This is a genomic window from Simplicispira sedimenti, assembly GCF_022760965.1.
GTDB classification, from domain to species: Bacteria; Pseudomonadota; Gammaproteobacteria; order Burkholderiales; family Burkholderiaceae_C; genus Simplicispira; species Simplicispira sedimenti.
Genome location: NZ_JAKVIJ010000006.1, coordinates 214,182 through 231,458, shown reverse-complemented (window position 1 = coordinate 231,458; position 17,277 = coordinate 214,182). Strand labels below are relative to the sequence as shown.

General features: G+C 65.9%; 15 protein-coding genes. 10 read left to right on the top strand and 5 right to left on the bottom strand.

Translation table 11 applies throughout. The features are described 5' to 3' along the window. Window positions 1–113: 113 nt before the first annotated feature. From MJ602_RS09020 to MJ602_RS09010, 3 genes are all read right to left on the bottom strand, one after another. Complete coding sequence (locus MJ602_RS09020) at window positions 114–881, bottom strand: class II glutamine amidotransferase (RefSeq protein WP_243020426.1); 768 nt, start codon at window positions 879–881, stop codon at window positions 114–116. 88 nt (window positions 882–969) lie between these two features. Next, window positions 970–1,197 carry a cysteine-rich CWC family protein gene (locus MJ602_RS09015; RefSeq protein ID WP_279236017.1) on the bottom strand — a complete coding sequence of 76 codons (228 nt, stop codon included), beginning with the start codon at window positions 1,195–1,197 and terminating at the stop codon, window positions 970–972. Between the two features lie 140 nt (window positions 1,198–1,337). Then, window positions 1,338–3,539 carry a malate synthase G gene (locus MJ602_RS09010; protein ID WP_243020424.1) on the bottom strand — a complete coding sequence of 734 codons (2,202 nt, stop codon included), beginning with the start codon at window positions 3,537–3,539 and terminating at the stop codon, window positions 1,338–1,340. A gap of 263 nt (window positions 3,540–3,802) precedes the next feature. On the opposite strand from MJ602_RS09010, the gene MJ602_RS09005 reads away from it, so the two are divergent. Continuing rightward, the gene (locus tag MJ602_RS09005) at window positions 3,803–4,447 is read left to right on the top strand and encodes a LuxR C-terminal-related transcriptional regulator (protein WP_243020423.1); all 645 of its coding nucleotides are present in this window, start codon (window positions 3,803–3,805) and stop codon (window positions 4,445–4,447) included. A gap of 106 nt (window positions 4,448–4,553) precedes the next feature. Here the strand turns inward: MJ602_RS09005 and MJ602_RS09000 are convergent, their stop codons facing one another. Further along, a complete protein-coding gene (locus MJ602_RS09000; RefSeq protein ID WP_243020422.1) occupies window positions 4,554–7,232 on the bottom strand; it encodes a hybrid sensor histidine kinase/response regulator in 2,679 nt (892 codons plus the stop codon). 231 nt (window positions 7,233–7,463) lie between these two features. Between MJ602_RS09000 and MJ602_RS08995 the strand changes: the two genes are divergently transcribed. From MJ602_RS08995 to MJ602_RS08985, 3 genes are all read left to right on the top strand, one after another. Continuing rightward, window positions 7,464–8,825 (top strand): dicarboxylate/amino acid:cation symporter, encoded by a 1,362-nt coding sequence (locus tag MJ602_RS08995; RefSeq protein ID WP_243020421.1) that lies wholly within the window; start codon window positions 7,464–7,466, stop codon window positions 8,823–8,825. A gap of 234 nt (window positions 8,826–9,059) precedes the next feature. Then, the gene (locus MJ602_RS08990; protein ID WP_243020420.1) at window positions 9,060–10,016 is read left to right on the top strand and encodes a LysR family transcriptional regulator; all 957 of its coding nucleotides are present in this window, start codon (window positions 9,060–9,062) and stop codon (window positions 10,014–10,016) included. A 20-nt stretch (window positions 10,017–10,036) separates the two neighbouring features. Continuing rightward, window positions 10,037–10,492 carry a DUF2214 family protein gene (locus MJ602_RS08985; RefSeq protein ID WP_162014901.1) on the top strand — a complete coding sequence of 152 codons (456 nt, stop codon included), beginning with the start codon at window positions 10,037–10,039 and terminating at the stop codon, window positions 10,490–10,492. Between the two features lie 66 nt (window positions 10,493–10,558). Here MJ602_RS08985 and MJ602_RS08980 read toward each other — a convergent pair whose 3' ends face one another. Further along, window positions 10,559–10,852 (bottom strand): PsiF family protein, encoded by a 294-nt coding sequence (locus MJ602_RS08980; RefSeq protein WP_162014902.1) that lies wholly within the window; start codon window positions 10,850–10,852, stop codon window positions 10,559–10,561. Between the two features lie 114 nt (window positions 10,853–10,966). On the opposite strand from MJ602_RS08980, the gene argS reads away from it, so the two are divergent. The 6 genes from argS (at window position 10,967) to MJ602_RS08950 (ending at window position 17,202) form a co-directional block, all read left to right on the top strand. Continuing rightward, window positions 10,967–12,664 carry an arginine--tRNA ligase gene (gene argS, locus MJ602_RS08975; protein WP_243020419.1) on the top strand — a complete coding sequence of 566 codons (1,698 nt, stop codon included), beginning with the start codon at window positions 10,967–10,969 and terminating at the stop codon, window positions 12,662–12,664. 14 nt (window positions 12,665–12,678) lie between these two features. Then, the gene (locus MJ602_RS08970; RefSeq protein WP_162014904.1) at window positions 12,679–13,311 is read left to right on the top strand and encodes an SPOR domain-containing protein; all 633 of its coding nucleotides are present in this window, start codon (window positions 12,679–12,681) and stop codon (window positions 13,309–13,311) included. Between the two features lie 54 nt (window positions 13,312–13,365). Further along, window positions 13,366–14,013, top strand: coding sequence for a thiol:disulfide interchange protein DsbA/DsbL (locus MJ602_RS08965; RefSeq protein WP_162017967.1), 648 nt, complete (start codon window positions 13,366–13,368; stop codon window positions 14,011–14,013). 221 nt (window positions 14,014–14,234) lie between these two features. Next, window positions 14,235–14,858 (top strand): lipopolysaccharide transport periplasmic protein LptA, encoded by a 624-nt coding sequence (gene lptA, locus MJ602_RS08960; RefSeq protein ID WP_243020491.1) that lies wholly within the window; start codon window positions 14,235–14,237, stop codon window positions 14,856–14,858. 11 nt (window positions 14,859–14,869) lie between these two features. After that, window positions 14,870–15,637 carry an LPS export ABC transporter ATP-binding protein gene (lptB, locus tag MJ602_RS08955; RefSeq protein ID WP_162014905.1) on the top strand — a complete coding sequence of 256 codons (768 nt, stop codon included), beginning with the start codon at window positions 14,870–14,872 and terminating at the stop codon, window positions 15,635–15,637. Further along, window positions 15,637–17,202: an RNA polymerase factor sigma-54 gene (locus MJ602_RS08950; RefSeq protein ID WP_243020418.1), complete on the top strand. Its 1,566-nt coding sequence runs from the start codon at window positions 15,637–15,639 to the stop codon at window positions 17,200–17,202. Before lptB ends, MJ602_RS08950 begins: the two co-directional genes overlap by 1 nt. Window positions 17,203–17,277: the final 75 nt, after the last annotated feature.

The window sequence follows — 17,277 nt, the reverse complement described above, 5'->3', positions numbered from 1 at the left end:
TCAGGCTCCTATTCCAGCCCAGCAGCGCCCCGCACTAATACAGTGCGGGGCGCTTCTGCTTGGGGAAACGACTTTCATCAACGGGGTGCCCCTCTTTGGGGTATCTGCGGGATTCAGATGGCCAATGCTGCGCCGTCCACGAAGACCTTCAGCTCGTTGTGAGCAAAGGGCGTCCAGGGCTCATCGCGTGTCAGCGGCGCTGTGACGATGACTGCCACCCGATCGGCTGGGGTCGTGTGTTGCGAGAAGTCGATACTCAAGTCTTCATCAGACAAATGCGCCTGTGCAAACGGATGCCTGCGTTCCGTGTAGCAAAGATTTGTGGATGCATGGGCCCAGAGGGCCTGGCCATTGGAGAGCAGGAAATTGAAGGTGCCATGGGGTGCGATGACTCCCGCCAGTTCCCGCAGCGTGCGCGTCAGTTCTTCGACGCAGGGAACGGTCGCATGGGATTTCGACAGCTCCTGCATGATCCAGCAAAAGGCGTGTTCGCTGTCCGTTGAGCCTACCGGTCTGAACTGAGCGTGCAGACGGGGGCGAAAATCCTTCAAATCGCCATTGTGCGCAAACACCCAGTACCGTCCCCAGAGCTCACGCACGAAGGGATGACAGTTCTGCAGGCTCACGGGCCCCTGCGTGGCTTTGCGGATATGTGCAATGACGTTTTGGCTCTTGAGGGGATAGTTGCGGATGAGATCTGCGATGGGTGAATCGACCGCGCGGGCATGATCGACAAACAAGCGGACGCCCCGATCCTCAAAAAAAGCAATGCCCCAGCCATCGCAGTGATCGCCTGTGCGTCCGGCACGTTGGGAGAAGCCGGTGAAGCTGAAGGCGACATCGGTGGGCGTATTGCAATTCATTCCGAGCAACTGGCACATGGCAGAACGTCTCCCGATTGAAAAAACTTGGGGTGCGATGGATAGCCTGGAGCAACCAGCCGGCGGACTGGTCGAGGATCACGCGTGACTATTTGCCATTGTGCACAGGCGGGTTGCCTTGTGCGCAGGAAGGGCAGAGGCAGCGCAGTCCCCGCTCGGTGGCGGGCAGGGATGCCAGCGCTGTAGGCGAGATCTCAGTGTGCATGCACCAACAATCGAACCCAGCGGCTTCGCTTGAAGGCGTGGCCATGCCGCACTGATTGGCATGCCCGCAGCTTGGGCAGATGCCGTCGTCGGGGGGATGTGGTGTATTCATCGTTTCGCAGCCGTTCCGGTTCACCGAGTGTAGGCCCATGAAAGAACGACGGCACCCGCAGGTGCCGTCATTCTTCGGATGAAAGAGCCTTTAGCGCCTATAAATAGTGCGCGGAATGCTATTGATTCAATAGCATTTGATCAGGCAGATGCCTTGAGCTTGAGGCGCCAGGCGTGCAACAGGGGCTCGGTGTAGCCGCTGGGTTGCTGCAGGCCCTTGAAGACCAGATCGCAGGCAGCCTGATAGGCCATGCTGGTATCGAAGTGACCGGCCATGGGGCGGTACAGCGGGTCGCCAGCGTTCTGGCCATCCACCACAGCGGCCATGCGTTCGAAGGTCTCGCGCACCTGGGCCTCGGTCACCACGCCGTGGTGCAACCAGTTGGCCATGTGCTGGCTGCTGATGCGCAGCGTGGCACGGTCTTCCATCAGGCCAATGTTGTGGATGTCCGGCACCTTGGAGCAGCCAACCCCCTGGTCCACCCAGCGCACCACGTAGCCGAGGATGCCCTGGGCGTTGTTGTCCAGCTCCTGCTGCTTCTCGGCATCGCTCCAGCTGGGCGCAGCCGCCACGGGCACCGTGAGCAGCCCCGTCAGCAGGTTGTCGCGTTCGGCATTGGCGTCGATCTTTTCCAGTTCGATCTGGATGTCGCTCACCTTCACCTGGTGGTAGTGCAGCGCGTGCAGCGTGGCGCCCGTGGGGCTGGGCACCCAGGCGGTGTTGGCGCCCGCCTTGGGGTGGGCGATCTTCTGCTTGAGCATCTCGGCCATCAGGTCGGGCATGGCCCACATGCCCTTGCCGATCTGCGCCTTGCCGCGCAGACCGCACGACAGGCCCACCAGCACGTTGTTGCGCTCGTAGGACTGGATCCAGGCGCTGGTCTTCATGTCGCCCTTGCGGATCATCGGGCCGGCCAGCATGGCGGTGTGCATCTCGTCGCCGGTGCGGTCCAGGAAGCCGGTGTTGATGAAGGCCACGCGGCTTTGCGCGGCGGCAATGCAGGCCTTGAGGTTGACCGAGGTGCGGCGCTCCTCGTCCATGATGCCGAGCTTGACCGTGCTGTCGGGCAGGCCCAGGAGCTTTTCCACGCGGCCGAACAGTTCTGCGGCGAAAGCCACTTCCGTGGGGCCGTGCATCTTGGGCTTGACGATGTAGACCGAGCCCTTGCGCGAGTTGCGCAGACCGCGTGCACCATGGCCCTGCAGGTCGTGCAGCGCGATGGTGGTGGTGACCACGGCGTCCATGATGCCTTCGGGGATCTCGCGCTGCTGGCCCTGGGCGTCCTTCCAGAGGATGGCCGGGTTGGTCATCAGGTGGCCGACGTTGCGCACGAACATCAGGCTGCGGCCATGCAGGCGCACTTCGCCGCCGTTCGGGCCGGTATAGACGCGGTCGGGGTTGAGGCCGCGCGTCATGGTCTTGCCGCCCTTCTCGAACGACTCGGTCAGCGTGCCCTTGAGGATGCCCAGCCAGTTGCTGTAGCCCAGCACCTTGTCCTCGGCGTCCACGGCAGCCACGGAGTCCTCCAGGTCGAGGATGGTGGAGAGCGCGGCTTCGAGCACCACGTCGCTCACGCCCGCGGCGTCGGACTGACCAATGGGCGTAGTGCGGTTAATCTGGATGTCCAGGTGCAGGCCGTTGTGCTGCAGCAGCACGGACGACGGCGCCGCCGCATTGCCCTGGTAGCCCTTGAACTGGGCGGGATCCTTCAGGCCGGTGCTGGCGCCGCCAAGCTGCACCACGAGCTGGCCGCCTTCCACGCGGTAGCCGGTGGCGTCCTTGTGCGAGCCGCTGGCCAGGGGCGCGTTGTCGTCCAGCACCTGGCGGGCGAAGGCGATCACCTTGGCGCCGCGCACCGGGTTGTAGCCCTTGCCCTTCTCGGCGCCGCCCTCTTCGCTGATGGCGTCGGTGCCGTACAGCGCGTCGTACAGGCTGCCCCAGCGCGCGTTGGCGGCGTTCAGGGCGTAGCGCGCGTTCAGGATGGGCACCACCAGCTGCGGGCCGGCCTGCGTGGCCAGCTCATCGTCCACGTTGGCGGTGGTGACCTTCACGTCGGCCGGCTGGGGCACGAGGTAGCCAATTTTTTCCAGGAAGCCACGGTAGGCCAACATGTCCTTGATCGGGCCGGGGTTGGCTTTGTGCCAGGTGTCCAGCTCGGTCTGAAGCCGGTCGCGCTCGGCCAGCAGGGCGATGTTGCGCGGAGCCAGGTCGGACACGATGGCGTCGAAGCCCTTCCAGAACGTGGCAGCGTCGATGCCGGTGCCGGGCAGCACCTGGTCTTCAATGAAGCGGTGCAGGTTGGTGGCCACTTGCAGGCCGTGGACGGTGGTGCGGTCGGTCATGGTGTAAGCCTCGGACGAAGTCGATGAAAACAATGGAGCCACTGGGGCATGACAACACTGTATTGCAGATACAGGGCGGCATAAATAGCCTCAATATCTCAAAACTAATGACTTTTTCGCAAAAATCGGCCGAGCCCAGAGCTGCAGTGCTCCCCAGCAATACCCATCGCCCCAGCCCGGAAAAGGAGGGGCCACCACGAACGCCCGTTGCATCCCGATAACTCCCCCAGCAAATGCTCCCGGCGTCGTGGCAGACTCGGCCCATGTGCGAGCCCACGCTCCTTGTCGCTGACGACCACCCTCTGTTCCGCGCTGCCGTGTTGCATGTGCTGCGCGAACGCCTGCCCCAGTACCGCACGCTGGAGGCTGCCAGCGCCGCCACGCTGGGGCAGGCCTTGCAGGAACACCCGGAGGTGGAGCTGGTGTTGCTGGATCTGAGCATGCCCGGTACGCGCGGCTTTTCGGCCTTGCTGCATGTGCGCGGCGAGTACCCGGAGCTGCCTGTGGTCATCATCTCGTCCAACGACCACCCGCGTGTGATTCGCCGTGCACAGCAGTTTGGCGCTGCCGGTTTCATCCCCAAGTCTGCGCCCGCGGAGGCCATGGGCGAAGCCATTGCTGCGGTGCTGGACGGCGGCAGCTGGTTTCCACCCATGGCGTCCGAGCGCTCTGAAGCCGATGCCGAGCTCGCAGCTCGCCTGGCGCAGCTCACGCCCCAGCAGTTCCGCGTGCTGCTGTGCCTGGCCGATGGCCTGCTCAACAAACAGATCGCCGCAGAACTGGGCCTGGCCGAAAACACCGTGAAAGTGCACGTTACCGCCATTCTGAAAAAGCTGGAGTGCTACAGCCGCACCCAGGCTGCGGTGCTGGTCAAGAGCCTGGAGACGGAGGACGGTGCGACGGGTTGATGGTGGGGTGGTTGAGAATGTCTTTTTATAAAAAGATGCTCTAGCGCTTATCAATAAAGCGCTGAAAGCTATAGAAATAATAGCATTTGTACGCTTTGAAAGCGCCTTAGCGCATCCGCAGCAAGGTTTGGCTGACCAGGGCCCGCAGCGCGGGCGCACGCACCGGCTTGGCCAGAAAGCCCCAGCCGCGCTCGGCGGCCTGGCGGCGCAGGGTGGCGTCGCGTTCGGCGGTGACCAGGATCACGGCGGGGCTCTGGCCCCAGCGCTGGCACAGCTCAGCGAAAACATCCGGGCCGAGGTGGCCTGCGCCCAGATGCACATCCAGCAGCACCAACTGGGGCGCCTGGCCTGGGCGGGCGTGCTCCAGCGCCTGCCGTGCACCACCGGCCAGCGGTACCGCGCAGCCCCAACGCTGCAGCAAGGCCTGGGTGGCAGCGCAGGTGGGGCCATCGTCTTCGATCACCCAGGCGCTGTGGCCCTGCAGCGGGGCGTCGTCGGGCGAATAGAGTGCGTTCGTTGCGGGCGCAGCCGGCTGTACCGCGGCGGCGTCACCCAGCGGCACGCAGACCCAGAACACGCTGCCGCGCCCCAGCTGCGAGCGCAGGCCGATTTCATGCCCCAGCAGGCGGCCCAGCCGCTCCACGATGGCCAAGCCCAGGCCGGCGCCCCGGTCATCGGCGCGACCCTCGTCCAGGCGGCGGAACTCTTCGAAGATCTCGCGCTGCAGCGCCTCGGGGATGCCGGGGCCCTGGTCGTGCACCTCGATGCGCAGGTGCTCCCCCTCTGGGCGGCAGACCCGACGGCAGCCCACCACGATGCGGCCCCGGCGGCTGTAGCGGATGGCGTTGGAGACGAAGTTCTGCAGGATGCGGCGCAGCAGGTTTTCATCGGTGCGCACCACGGCGCGCGTGGGCACGCAGCGCAGGGTCAGGCCCTGGCTTTCGGCCAGCACGCCGAAGTTGTGGCTCAAGACCTGCAACAGCGGCCCCAGCGGCACGTCGCGGATGTGCACGTCGAGCTGGCCCGATTCCATGCGCGAAATGTCGAGCAGACTGTTGAGGATGGCGTCCTGCGCGGCCAGCGCGCCTTCAATGCTGTCGGCGGTGTGCCGCCCGGCCTCGTCGTGCAAATGGCTGCGCAGCAGCGAGGTGAACATGCGCGCCGCGTTCAGGGGCTGCAACAGGTCGTGCACGGCGGCCGCCACAAAGCGGGTCTTGGAGCGGTTGGCGCGCTCGGCCTCGCGCCGGGCGGCGTCCAGGTCGCGCGTGCGGTCCGACACGCGCTGCTCCAGCGCATCGGCCAGCGAGCGCAGTTCGCGCGCCGCGTTCTTGTAGCTCGTGATGTCGGCATAGCTGGTGACGAATCCGCCCTCGGGCAGCGGGTTGCCCCGGATCTCCAGCACGGTGCCGTCGTCCTTGGCGCTCTCGTGCAGGTGGGGTGTGCCGCTGCGCAGGTGGGCCAGGCGTCGCTCGATGGCGTCCTCCACCGGGCCGGGGCCCAGCAGCCCGCGGCGTGCGTTGTGGCGCAGCAGGTCGGCGATGGGGCGACCCACCTGCATCAGGTCGGCCGGAAAGCGGAACAGCTGCACATAGCGCGAGTTCCAGGCCACCAGCCGGAGGTCGGCGTCGATGATGACCACCCCCTGGGGCAGATGCTCCAGGCTGCGCGAGAGGCCCTTGTCCGTCTGCTCGGCGGCCTGTTGCGCTGCCTGAACGATGCCGTCCTGCGCGGTGCGCAGTTCCTGGGCGTGTTGCTGCAGCACGGTCTCCAGCTCCTGGCGGCTGCGTTGGCGCAAGCGATCCAGGCGCTGGCGCTGGCGCACAAAGAGCACCAGCAGCGAGAGCGCCAGCCAGCCGCCAGCGCCCGAGGCTGCGGCCCAGCGGCTGTCGGTCAGGCTGCTGTGCGTCGCATGCACCAGGTGCAGTTGCCACGGGGTGCCGGGCAAGGGCTGGGTTTGCCACAGCACGCGGCCTGCGGGCGTGGGCATGTCGGAGGTCGGCTGCAGGCGCACCAGGCGGCCGCCGTTGTCCATGTGGTCGTCCACGCGCAGATCCAGGGGGCGCAGCGGCTGATCGGAATACTGGCGGGTGGCGTTCAGTTCGCGCCGCTGGTCGTCGTCCAGCGGCTCCAGCAGTCGGTATCGCCAGGCATCCTGGCTGGCAAGAAAGACAACGCCATAGGCGTCAGAGGCGAGCACGATATCGGGTGTCTGCAACCATTCGCGCTCCAGCTCCTGCAGCGCAATCTTGATGGCCACCAGTCCCAGGATCTGGCCGCTGTCGTCGCGGATGGCCTGCGACAGAAAGTAGCCTGGCTCCCCGGTGGTCACGCCAATGCCGTAAAAACTGCCGCGCCCCTGGGCCAGTGCCTGCTGCACATAGGGGCGAAAACTGTAGTCCTGCCCCACGTTGCTGGTCGTGGAGCGCCAGTTGCTGGCGGCCACGGCCATGCCGCGGCGGTCGAGCAGGGTGAGGGTGGAGGACTGGCTGGCGCCGTTGGCCTGCTCCAGTTTGCGGTTGAGCTGCTCCACCTCTGCCGGGCGCAAGGGGCGGCGCAGGGCGTCTTGCAGCTGCGCGTCCAAGGCCAGCACTTCGGGCAGCGTGCGGTAGCGGTCAATGCGCTGGGCCAGCGTTTGTCCATACAGGGCCAGCTGGCGCTGCACGCTTTCGCTCTCGTCATGCAAAGACCTTTGCCAAGCCCACTGACTGGCCGCCCACATGCTGAGCACCGTGCCCACAAGCAGGGTGAACAGCGTCCAGAACTGGCGAAGGCTGGGCATGGGCATGGCAGGAAGGCAGGCTTGTCACACGGTGGTGGGGCCACGCGGGTGCGGTGGCGAGTGTGCCGGATTCATCTGGAAGCTAGGGGATTACCCTGATTGGGCGCGCGTGATCACCTCTGACGCCCTGTCGGACTAATACCAATAGGTTATCGGCACAAACGCATCGCAGCGGTACAAACGGCACCCTTGATGCACCGTCGGCGGTGCAGCCCCGCGAATCCTGGAGATCTACCCATGCACACCCATTCCGCCCCCGCAGCGTCCACCTTGAAGCTGCCTTTCTACCGCCAGCTGTACTTTCAGGTGGTACTGGCCATTGTCCTGGGCGTCTTGCTGGGCCATTTTGAGCCCGCCTACGGCGAGGCGCTCAAGCCTCTGGGCGATGCCTTCATCAAGCTGGTGAAGATGATCATCGCCCCGGTGATCTTCCTGACCATTGTGACCGGCATTGCAGGCATGTCGCAGTTGAGCACTGTGGGCCGTGTGTTTGGCAAGGCCATGGCGTATTTCCTGTTCTTCTCCACACTGGCTTTGGTGGTGGGGCTGGTGGTGGCCAACGTGGTGCAGCCCGGCGCGGGCATGAACATCAACCCGGCCGACCTGGACCAGACTGCCGTGAAGGGCTACGTGGCCAAGTCGCACGAGATGACGCTGACCGGCTTTGCGTTGGACATCATTCCCAAGACGCTGGTCAGCCCCTTCGTGGGCGACAACATCCTGCAGGTGCTGCTGGTGGCGGTGCTGTTCGGCATTGGCCTGGCCATGGTGGGTGAGCCGGGCCGCCCCGTGCTGAACTTTCTTGAAGCCCTGACCACCCCGGTGTTCAAGGTGGTGGGCCTGGTCATGAAGGCGGCGCCCCTGGGCGCGTTTGGTGCCATGGCCTTCACCATCGGCAAGTTCGGCCTGGGTTCGCTGGTCAACCTGGCGTGGCTCGTGGGCTCGTTCTACATCACCTCGCTGCTGTTTGTGGTTGTCATCCTGGGCTTTGTCAGCCGCCTGTGCGGTTTCTCGGTGCTCAAGCTGTGTCGCTACCTCAAGGCCGAGCTGATGCTGGTGCTGGGCACCTCGTCGTCGGAGTCGGCCCTGCCTTCGCTGATGGAGAAGATGGAAAAGGCCGGTTGCAGCAAGTCGGTGGTGGGCCTGGTGGTCCCCACGGGCTACTCCTTCAACCTGGACGGCACCAACATCTACATGACGCTGGCCGCATTGTTCATCGCCCAGGCCACCAATACCGAACTGACGCTGGGCCACCAGATCATGTTGCTGCTGGTGGCGATGCTGTCGTCCAAGGGCGCTGCGGGCGTGACGGGCGCGGGCTTCATCACCCTCGCTGCCACCCTGGCCGTGGTGCCCGAAGTGCCGGTGGCCGGCATGGCGCTGATTCTGGGCGTGGACCGCTTCATGAGCGAATGCCGTTCGCTGACCAATTTCATCGGCAATGCGGTCGCCACGGTGGTGGTTTCGCGCTGGGAAAACGCGCTGGACCCTGTGCGCCTGGAAGCTGCGCTCAACGGCCGCCTGTCGCCCGTGCCCGCAGTGACAGAACCCGCGCCCGCCAAAGAGCACGCAGTGGCAGCCGCTGGCGCCGCGGTCTGATCCGTTGGTGGCAGATGCCGCTCAAGGCGGTTCAGGCCTTCGGTGCCGTGCCGCCGCGTAGCGCTGCGGCACCGTGGAATTCTTCAAGACCTTGCGGGGAAAATGCTATACAAATCATAGCTACTAGCGCTTGTTGGAAGAGCGCTGGAGGCTGATTTTGCTTGAAAAATCTGGCCATCGGCAGCGTGGGGGCTCCACGGCGTGGGGGCGCACTTTGTCCCGATAATTCCCCCCATGGACAAGCTCAAGGCCTTCGAGTCTTTCGTGTCGGTGGCCACGCGCGGCAGCCTGACGGCAGCGGCGCGCGCCGAGGGCGTGGCGCCCGCCATCATGGGGCGGCGGCTCGATGCACTGGAGGAGCACCTGGGCGTCAAGCTCCTGGTGCGCACCACGCGGCGCATCAGCCTCACGCACGAAGGCGCCGCCTTCCTCGAAGACTGCCAGCGCCTGCTGGCCGATGTGGCCAACGCCGAGGCCAGCGTGTCGGCCGGGGGCGTGCGGGCCAACGGCCATTTGCGCGTCACGGCCCCGGCAGGCTTTGGGCGCCGCCACGTGGCTCCGCTGGTGCCCCGGTTCCTGGCCGAGCAGCCCGCGGTGACGCTCTCGCTCAATCTCAGCGACCGTGTGGTGGACCTGGCAGCCGAGGGCTTTGACTGCGCCGTGCGCGTGGGCGACCTGCCCGACTCCTCGTTGGTGAGCGTGCGCGTGGCCGACAACCGGCGCCTGTGCGTGGCCACGTCCGAATACCTGCAGCGCAACGGCACGCCGCGCCACCCCAGCGAACTGGTGCAGCACGATTGCCTGACGCTCTCCAGCGAAGCCTCGCAGACGCGGGGCTGGGCGTTTCGCATGCCCACGTCGGCGGGCGGCTCCGAGGTCGTGCACCTCAAGCCCGCAGGCCCCATGGATTGTTCGGATGGCCAGGTGCTGTACGACTGGTGCCTGGCGGGCCATGGCATCGCCTGGCGCAGCACCTGGGAGGTGGAGGGCGACATCGCCGCCGGTCGGCTGGTGGCGGTGCTGGAGGATTTCGCCGCGCCGCCCAATGGCATTTACGTGCTGTTCCCGCAGCGCAAGCATCTGCCGCTGCGGGTGCGCCTGTGGATTGATTTTCTGCGCCACCATTTCGCCCAACCGGCGTTCTGGTCGCGGTCTGCCGCCGCCGCAGACCCGTCAGCGCCACCTCATTGAAACCCCAAGGATCCCGAACCGTGATACTCGAAAGTCTGCTGGCCTACGCCCACATCATGGCCTTTTTGATGCTGGCCACCTTCATGACCAGCGAAACCGCGCTGTGCCGTGCCGAGTGGGTGAACCCGGCCGTGGTCCGGCGCCTGGTCTGGGTCAATGTGCTGAGCCTGGTGTCGGGCGCCCTGGTGCTGCTCACCGGGCTGGCACGCACCTACTGGGGCGTCAAGGGCGTGGCCTGGTATTGGGCGCAGCCTTTGCTGCACACCAAGATCACCCTGCTGGTAGCCATGCTCGCGCTGCTGGTCCTGGCCGCGCGGCAATACCGTGCGTGGCGCCGTGAACTCGACGCCCAAGGCAGCTTGCCATCGCCCGAGGCCCTGCGGCGCACGCGCAAGCTGGTGATGTGGTCCGCGCACCTGATGGTGGTGGTGGCCCTGCTCGCTGTCTTTTTGGCGCGGGGCGTTGGCACGCGCTGATGGGCCGATCCACAAGAAAGCCCCGTGGTAGAGCCAGCGGGGCTTTGTTACGCATGGAGCAGAGTCTTACTTCTTCAGGCACTCGCTCATGAAGGCCTTGCGCTCGTCGCCCTTGAGGTCCTTGGCCTTGGCGTCGGCGTTGCAGGTCTTCATCTTGTCCTGCTGTGTAGCGGGTTTGTTGCTGAGGCATTCCTTCATGAAGGCCTTGCGCTCGTCGCCCTTGAGGTCTTTGGTTTTGGCGTCTGCATTGCAGGTGGCCATCTTGGTCTGTTGCTTGGTGGGGGCCTTCTCTTCGGCGGCGTGGGCGCTGCCCAGGGCCAGGGAAAGGGCCAGTGCACTGAACGTAACAAGCTGCTTCATGGGTTCTCCAGGGTGGTGAAAAGGGCTGGCGAAATTCCAACACACAAGCGCCCTGCGCACAACGCATGGCGAGGCGGGCGTGGGCTGGGCGCCACGGCCCCGTAAAATCCCGCGATGCTTTCCGTCAAGACCGAATTGCTCGCCGCCCTGGCGGCCGAGCTGGAACAACTTTCCCCCGGCGCAGGCGCCAAGGCGGCGTTCGAGTCGCCCAAGGTCGCCGCGCATGGCGACTTTGCCTGCACTGCGGCCATGCAACTGGCCAAGCCGCTCAAGCTCAACCCCCGTGCCCTGGGCGAGCAGCTCAAGGCCGCGCTGGAGGCCACACCCGCCTACCAGCGCTGGGTGGACGCCATCGAGATCGCCGGCCCTGGGTTCCTGAACATCCGCCTCAAGCCTGCTGCCAAGCAGGAGGTGGTGCGTGAGGTGCTGGCCGCAGGCGATGGTTACGGCTGCCAGCCTGCGCGCGGTGAGCGCGTGCTGGTGGAATTCGTCTCCGCCAACCCCACGGGCCCGCTGCACGTCGGCCATGGCCGCCAGGCCGCCATTGGCGACGCCATCAGCAACCTGTTCGCCACGCAGGGCTGGAGCGTGCACCGCGAGTTCTATTACAACGACGCAGGCGTGCAGATCGACACCCTCACCAAGAGCACGCAACTGCGCGCCAAGGGCTTCAAGCCCGGCGACGACTGCTGGCCCACCGACAGCGACAACCCGCTGGCCAAGAACTTCTACAACGGCGACTACATCGCCGACATCGCCGAGGCCTTCAAGGCCAAGGCCACCGTGAAGGCCGACGACCGCGAATTCACGGCCAACGGCGATGTGGAGGACTACGACAACATCCGTCAGTTTGCCGTGGCCTACCTGCGCAACGAGCAGGACAAGGACCTGCAGGCCTTCAATCTGCACTTCGACGAGTACTACCTCGAATCCAGCCTCTACACCAGCGGCCGTGTAGAGGCCACGGTCAACAAGCTCATCGCGGGCGGCCATACCTACGAGCAGGACGGCGCGCTGTGGCTCAAGAGCACGGACTACGGTGACGACAAGGACCGCGTCATGCGCAAGGGCGACGGCACCTACACCTACTTCGTGCCCGACGTGGCCTACCACATCACCAAGTGGGAACGCGGCTATTCCAAGGTCGTCAACATCCAGGGCACGGACCACCACGGCACCATCGCGCGCGTGCGCGCCGGCCTGCAGGCAGCCAACGTGGGCATTCCGCAGGGCTACCCGGACTACGTACTGCACACCATGGTGCGGGTGGTCAAGGGCGGCGAAGAGGTCAAGATCAGCAAGCGTGCGGGCAGCTACGTCACGCTGCGTGATTTGATCGAATGGACCAGCAAGGATGCGGTGCGCTTCTTTCTGCTCTCGCGCAAGCCCGACACCGAATACACCTTCGACGTCGATCTGGCGGTGCAGCAGAACAACGACAACCCGGTGTACTACGTGCAGTACGCGCATGCGCGCATCTGCTCGGTGCTCACGGCCTGGGGAGGCGACGTGGCCGGTCTGCAGGACGCGGACCTGTCGGCGCTCGACGGCCCGCAGGCCCAGGCGCTGATGCTGCAACTGGCCAAGTACCCGGCCATGCTCACGGCCGCCACCGAGGGCGAGGCGCCGCACGACGTGACTTTCTACCTGCGTGACCTGGCGGCCAGCTACCACAGCTACTACGACGCCGAGCGCATCCTGGTGGACGACGAAACCGTCAAGCGCGCGCGCCTGGCGCTCATCGCAGCCACCGCGCAGGTATTGCACAATGGACTGGCGGTGCTGGGCGTATCGGCCCCCCGCAGAATGTGAGTGGTAACTGACTTATGAAATCCCAACACCGGGGCGGAACCATTGTCGGCTTCATCGTCGGCCTGATCGTGGGCCTGGGCGCTGCCCTGGCGGTGGCCGTGTACGTGACCAAGGTGCCCGTGCCCTTCATGAACAAGGGCGCGGTGCGCAACGGCGACAACGACGAGGCCGAGGCGCGCAAGAACCGCGACTGGAACGTCAACGCCCCCCTGGCCGGCAAGACGCCTGCCAAGGTGACCGCGCCGCCCGCTTCGGCTGCGGCCTCCGGTGCCGTGGGGGCGGCGCCCGATGCGCGGCAGGCTGCCGCTTCTGCCGCCAAGCCCGCCGCCAGCAAGGCCGAGGGCAAGCCCGGTGCCGATCCGCTGGGGGATCTGGCCAGCGCCCGCGCGGCTGCCGCCGGGCAGGTGGACCCCTTTGATTACTACGTGCAGGCAGGTGCTTTCCGCAACCAGCAGGACGCCGATGCACAGCGCGCCAAGCTGGCCATGCTGGGCTGGGAGGCGCGTGTGAGTGAACGCGAGCAGAATGGCCGCAATGTGTACCGCGTGCGCATCGGGCCGTTTGCCAAGCGCGACGATGCCGATCAGCTCAAGGAAAAACTGGCGGGCGCGGGGGTCGAGTCGGCCCTGGTGCGGGTGCAGCGCTGAACTTTTGCCTGCCCCCTTGCTCCCACCCCCACCTGTCATTGGAGAACCATGGATATGAAACGACGCAGCTTCACCCTTTCTGCCGCATCGGCACTGGCCGCTTCCAGCCTGGCCTTGCCCGTGTGGGCCCAGGCCCAGCCGAAGGAAGGCAAGGACTACACCCGCCTGGGCAAGCCCGTGGCCACCGACGCGCCCGCAGGCAAGGTCGAGGTGATCGAGTTCTTCTGGTACAACTGCGGCCACTGCAACACCTTTGAGCCGGTGTTCGAGTCCTGGGCCAAGGGTGCCGAGGCCAAGGGCGTGGTCGCGCGCCGTGTGCCCGTGGCATTCAATGCCAGCTTTGTACCGCAGCAAAAGCTCTTCTATGCGCTGCAGGGCATGGGCAAGGTGGCAGAGATCCATCCGCGCGTGTTCCGTGCCATTCACGTCGAGAAAATCAATCTCTCCAAGGAAGATGCCATCATGGCCTGGATGGCCAAGCAGCCCGGCATCGACATGGCCAAGTTCAAGGAAATGTACGCTTCCTTCAACGTCGCCAGCCAGGCACAGCGGGCCGCGCAATTGCAGGAGGCCTACGGGGTCGAAGGCACGCCGTCCATGGGCGTGGCGGGTCGGTTCTATACCGACGGCACCATGGCAGGCAGCCTGAATGCGGTGCTGCAGGTGGTGGACCACCTGGTCGCCGTGTCCCGCAAGGGCTGACGCGCTACCCCCCCCGGTTTCCAGCGCCGGATTCCGTGGGTTCTGCGTCCCGGCCCCACGGGCCGGGGCTACAATGCTTGCAAGATTCGTGCCCTGCACAATATTTGCATGCCCCTGCGCGGCATGTCTGACAGGAAAGCCGCATGGACATTCGTTTTTTGACCCGCCCCGGCCGTACGACCACGGTACGGGCCCGGCGTGCATGGGCCGCAGCCCTGCTGATGGCTGCCGCCCTGGGCGGCTCCGTGCCTGCCCTGGCCGAAAAGGCCGATCGCAACAAGCCCATGAACATCGAGGCCGATGCGCTGCGCCACGACGACCTCAAGCAAACCAGCGTGTTCACCGGCCGGGTGGTCATGACCAAGGGTAGCATCGTGCTGCGTGGTGCGCGCCTGGAAGTGCGCCAGGACGCCCAGGGCTTCCAGTTCGGTACCGTCAGCGCCGAGCCCGGGCAGCGCGCCTTTTTCCGCCAGCGGCGTGACGTGGCGCCGGGCGCTCCCGAGGAGTACATCGAGGGCGAGGGCGAAGTCATCGAATACGACGGCCGCAACGACGCAGTGCGTTTCGTGCGCCGCGCCGAACTGCGTCGCCTGCGCGGCACGGCGGTCAGCGATGAGATCACGGGCGCCGTCATCGTCTATAACAACCTGACCGACGTGTTCACCGTCGATGGCCAGAAGGCCGCGCCCAACGCGGCAGGCGACGGCCCGGCACCGGGCGGGCGTGTGCGTGCCGTGCTCTCGCCCAAGGAGCCACCTGCCGGGGCCGCGTCGGCCCCGGTGCAGGAACCTGCCAGCGCCAGCCCGGCCCTGCGGCCCAGCAGCACGCTGGGCGGCACGCGGTGAACGGGGGCGGCATGGAGCACAACGAACCCGCAGCGGCGAACAGCCGGCTGGAAGTGCTGCACCTGGCCAAGGCCTATGGCAGCCGCAAGGTGGTCAAGGATGTCTCGCTCACCGTGCAAAAGGGCGAGGTCGTCGGTCTGCTCGGCCCCAACGGTGCGGGCAAGACCACCTCGTTCTACATGATCGTCGGCCTGGTGCGCAGCGACGCCGGCGACATCCGCATCGACGGCCAGTCGGTTGCACACATGCCCATCCACCGGCGCTCGCGCCTGGGGCTGTCGTACCTGCCGCAGGAGGCGTCGATCTTTCGCAAGCTCAGCGTGCAAGAGAACGTGCGCGCCGTTCTGGAGCTCCAGCGCGACGCCCAGGGCCAACCACTCAGCAATGCGGTGATCGAGGAACGCCTCACGGCGCTGCTGCAGGAGCTGCGCGTGGACCACCTGCGCGAATCGCCCGCCATGGCCCTGTCGGGCGGAGAGCGGCGCCGCGTGGAGATCGCACGCGCCCTGGCCACGCAGCCGCGTTTCATTCTGTTGGACGAGCCCTTTGCCGGCATCGACCCGATCGCGGTGATCGAGATCCAGCGCATCATCGGCTTTCTCAAGGAGCGCGGCATCGGTGTGCTCATCACCGACCACAACGTGCGCGAGACGCTGGGCATTTGTGACCACGCCTTCATCATCAGCGACGGGCATGTGCTGGCCCAGGGCACACCGTCCGAGATCGTGGACAACGCCGAGGTGCGCCGCGTGTACCTTGGCGAACACTTCAGGATGTGATGAAGCCAGGGCTCTCGCTCCGCGTATCGCAGCACCTGGCGCTGACGCCGCAATTGCAGCAGTCCATCCGGCTGCTGCAACTGTCCACCCAGGAGCTGTCGCAAGAGATCGAGCAGATGCTCGACGAGAACCCATTCCTGGAACGTTCCAGCGACGAGGCCGAGCGCGAGGCCTTTGGCCTGAGTCAGGCCGACATGCCTGCGCAACGGGACGATGCCACCGCCGATGCTGCTATTATTTCAGGAGCTGCTGGCGCAGATACAGCAAGCGCAGAGGGCCAAAATGATGCCGAAACTTCCGTCCTGGGTGAAGAACCCGGCTGGGAGGGCGACGGCACCACCGAGATCGCTCCCGACGACAGCGAATGGGGCGGTGACGCCCCAGCGCGCCAGCAAGGCGCTGCTGCCGATGAGGACACCGACGCCACGGAATGGGTGCACACCCAGGAATCCCTCACCGAGCATCTGCACCGCCAGGCCCTGGCGCTGCGCCTGTCCGACGTGGACAGGGCGGCGCTGCGCTTTCTCATCGAATCGCTGACCGAAGACGGCTACCTTGAAGACCCGATCGAGACCCTGGCCCAGGGGCTGGCGGGCACGGACGACCCGGAGCAACTGGATGAACTGGTGCACCACTTCACGGTGGCGCTGCGTCTGTTGCAAAGCCTGGAGCCCACCGGCGTGGGCGCGCGCAACCTGGCCGAATGCCTGGGCCTGCAACTGCGCGCGCTGTTGCAGGAGGGCGCGGCCGACGCCGAGACCGTGCAGGCGGCCCTGTGCATCTGCGGCCAGTCGCTGGACCTGCTGGCGCGGCGCGACGTGCGCCGCCTGGTGCAGCTGTGCGGCTGCAGCGAGGAACGCACCCGTGCCGCGATGGCGCTGATCACCCGGCTGGAGCCGCGCCCAGGCCGGCGCTTTGCCGATGTGGAGCGCAACGCCGTGGTGCCCGACGTGCTTGTCACGCGCAGCGGTCGCAGTGGGCAGAACTTTGTGGTGCAGCTCAACCCCGAGGTCATGCCCAAGCTGCGCGTGCACGACGTGTACGCGGGCGCCTTGCGCGGCCACCGCGGGGGCGAAGGCCACCAGGCGCTGCAACAGCGCTTGCAGGAGGCGCGCTGGTTCATCAAGAACATCCAGCAGCGCTTTGACACCATCCTGCGCGTTTCGCGCGCCATCGTCGAGCGGCAGAAGAACTTCTTCGTGCATGGCGAGCTGGCCATGCGCCCGCTGGTACTGCGCGACATTGCCGATGAGCTGGGCCTGCACGAATCGACCATCTCGCGCGTGACCACGGCCAAGTACATGGCCACGCCGCAGGGCACGTTCGAACTGAAATATTTCTTCGGCTCGGGCCTGGGCACCGACACGGGCGGCAACGCCTCCAGCACGGCGGTGCGCGCACTCATCAAGCAGTTCATCGCCGCCGAAAGCCCCGCCAAGCCCCTGTCCGACAGCCAACTGGCCGACATGCTCAAGGAGCAGGGCATCGAGTGCGCGCGCCGCACCGTCGCCAAATACCGCGAGGCGCTGCGCATTCCGGTCGCCACGCTGCGCAAGGCGTTGTAATCTTCGGCTCTGTGCCCCGCCGGCCGGCGCGGGCGCTGAAACAACGCCGGGGTGTTTCCCGCCCCCCGATGGCCT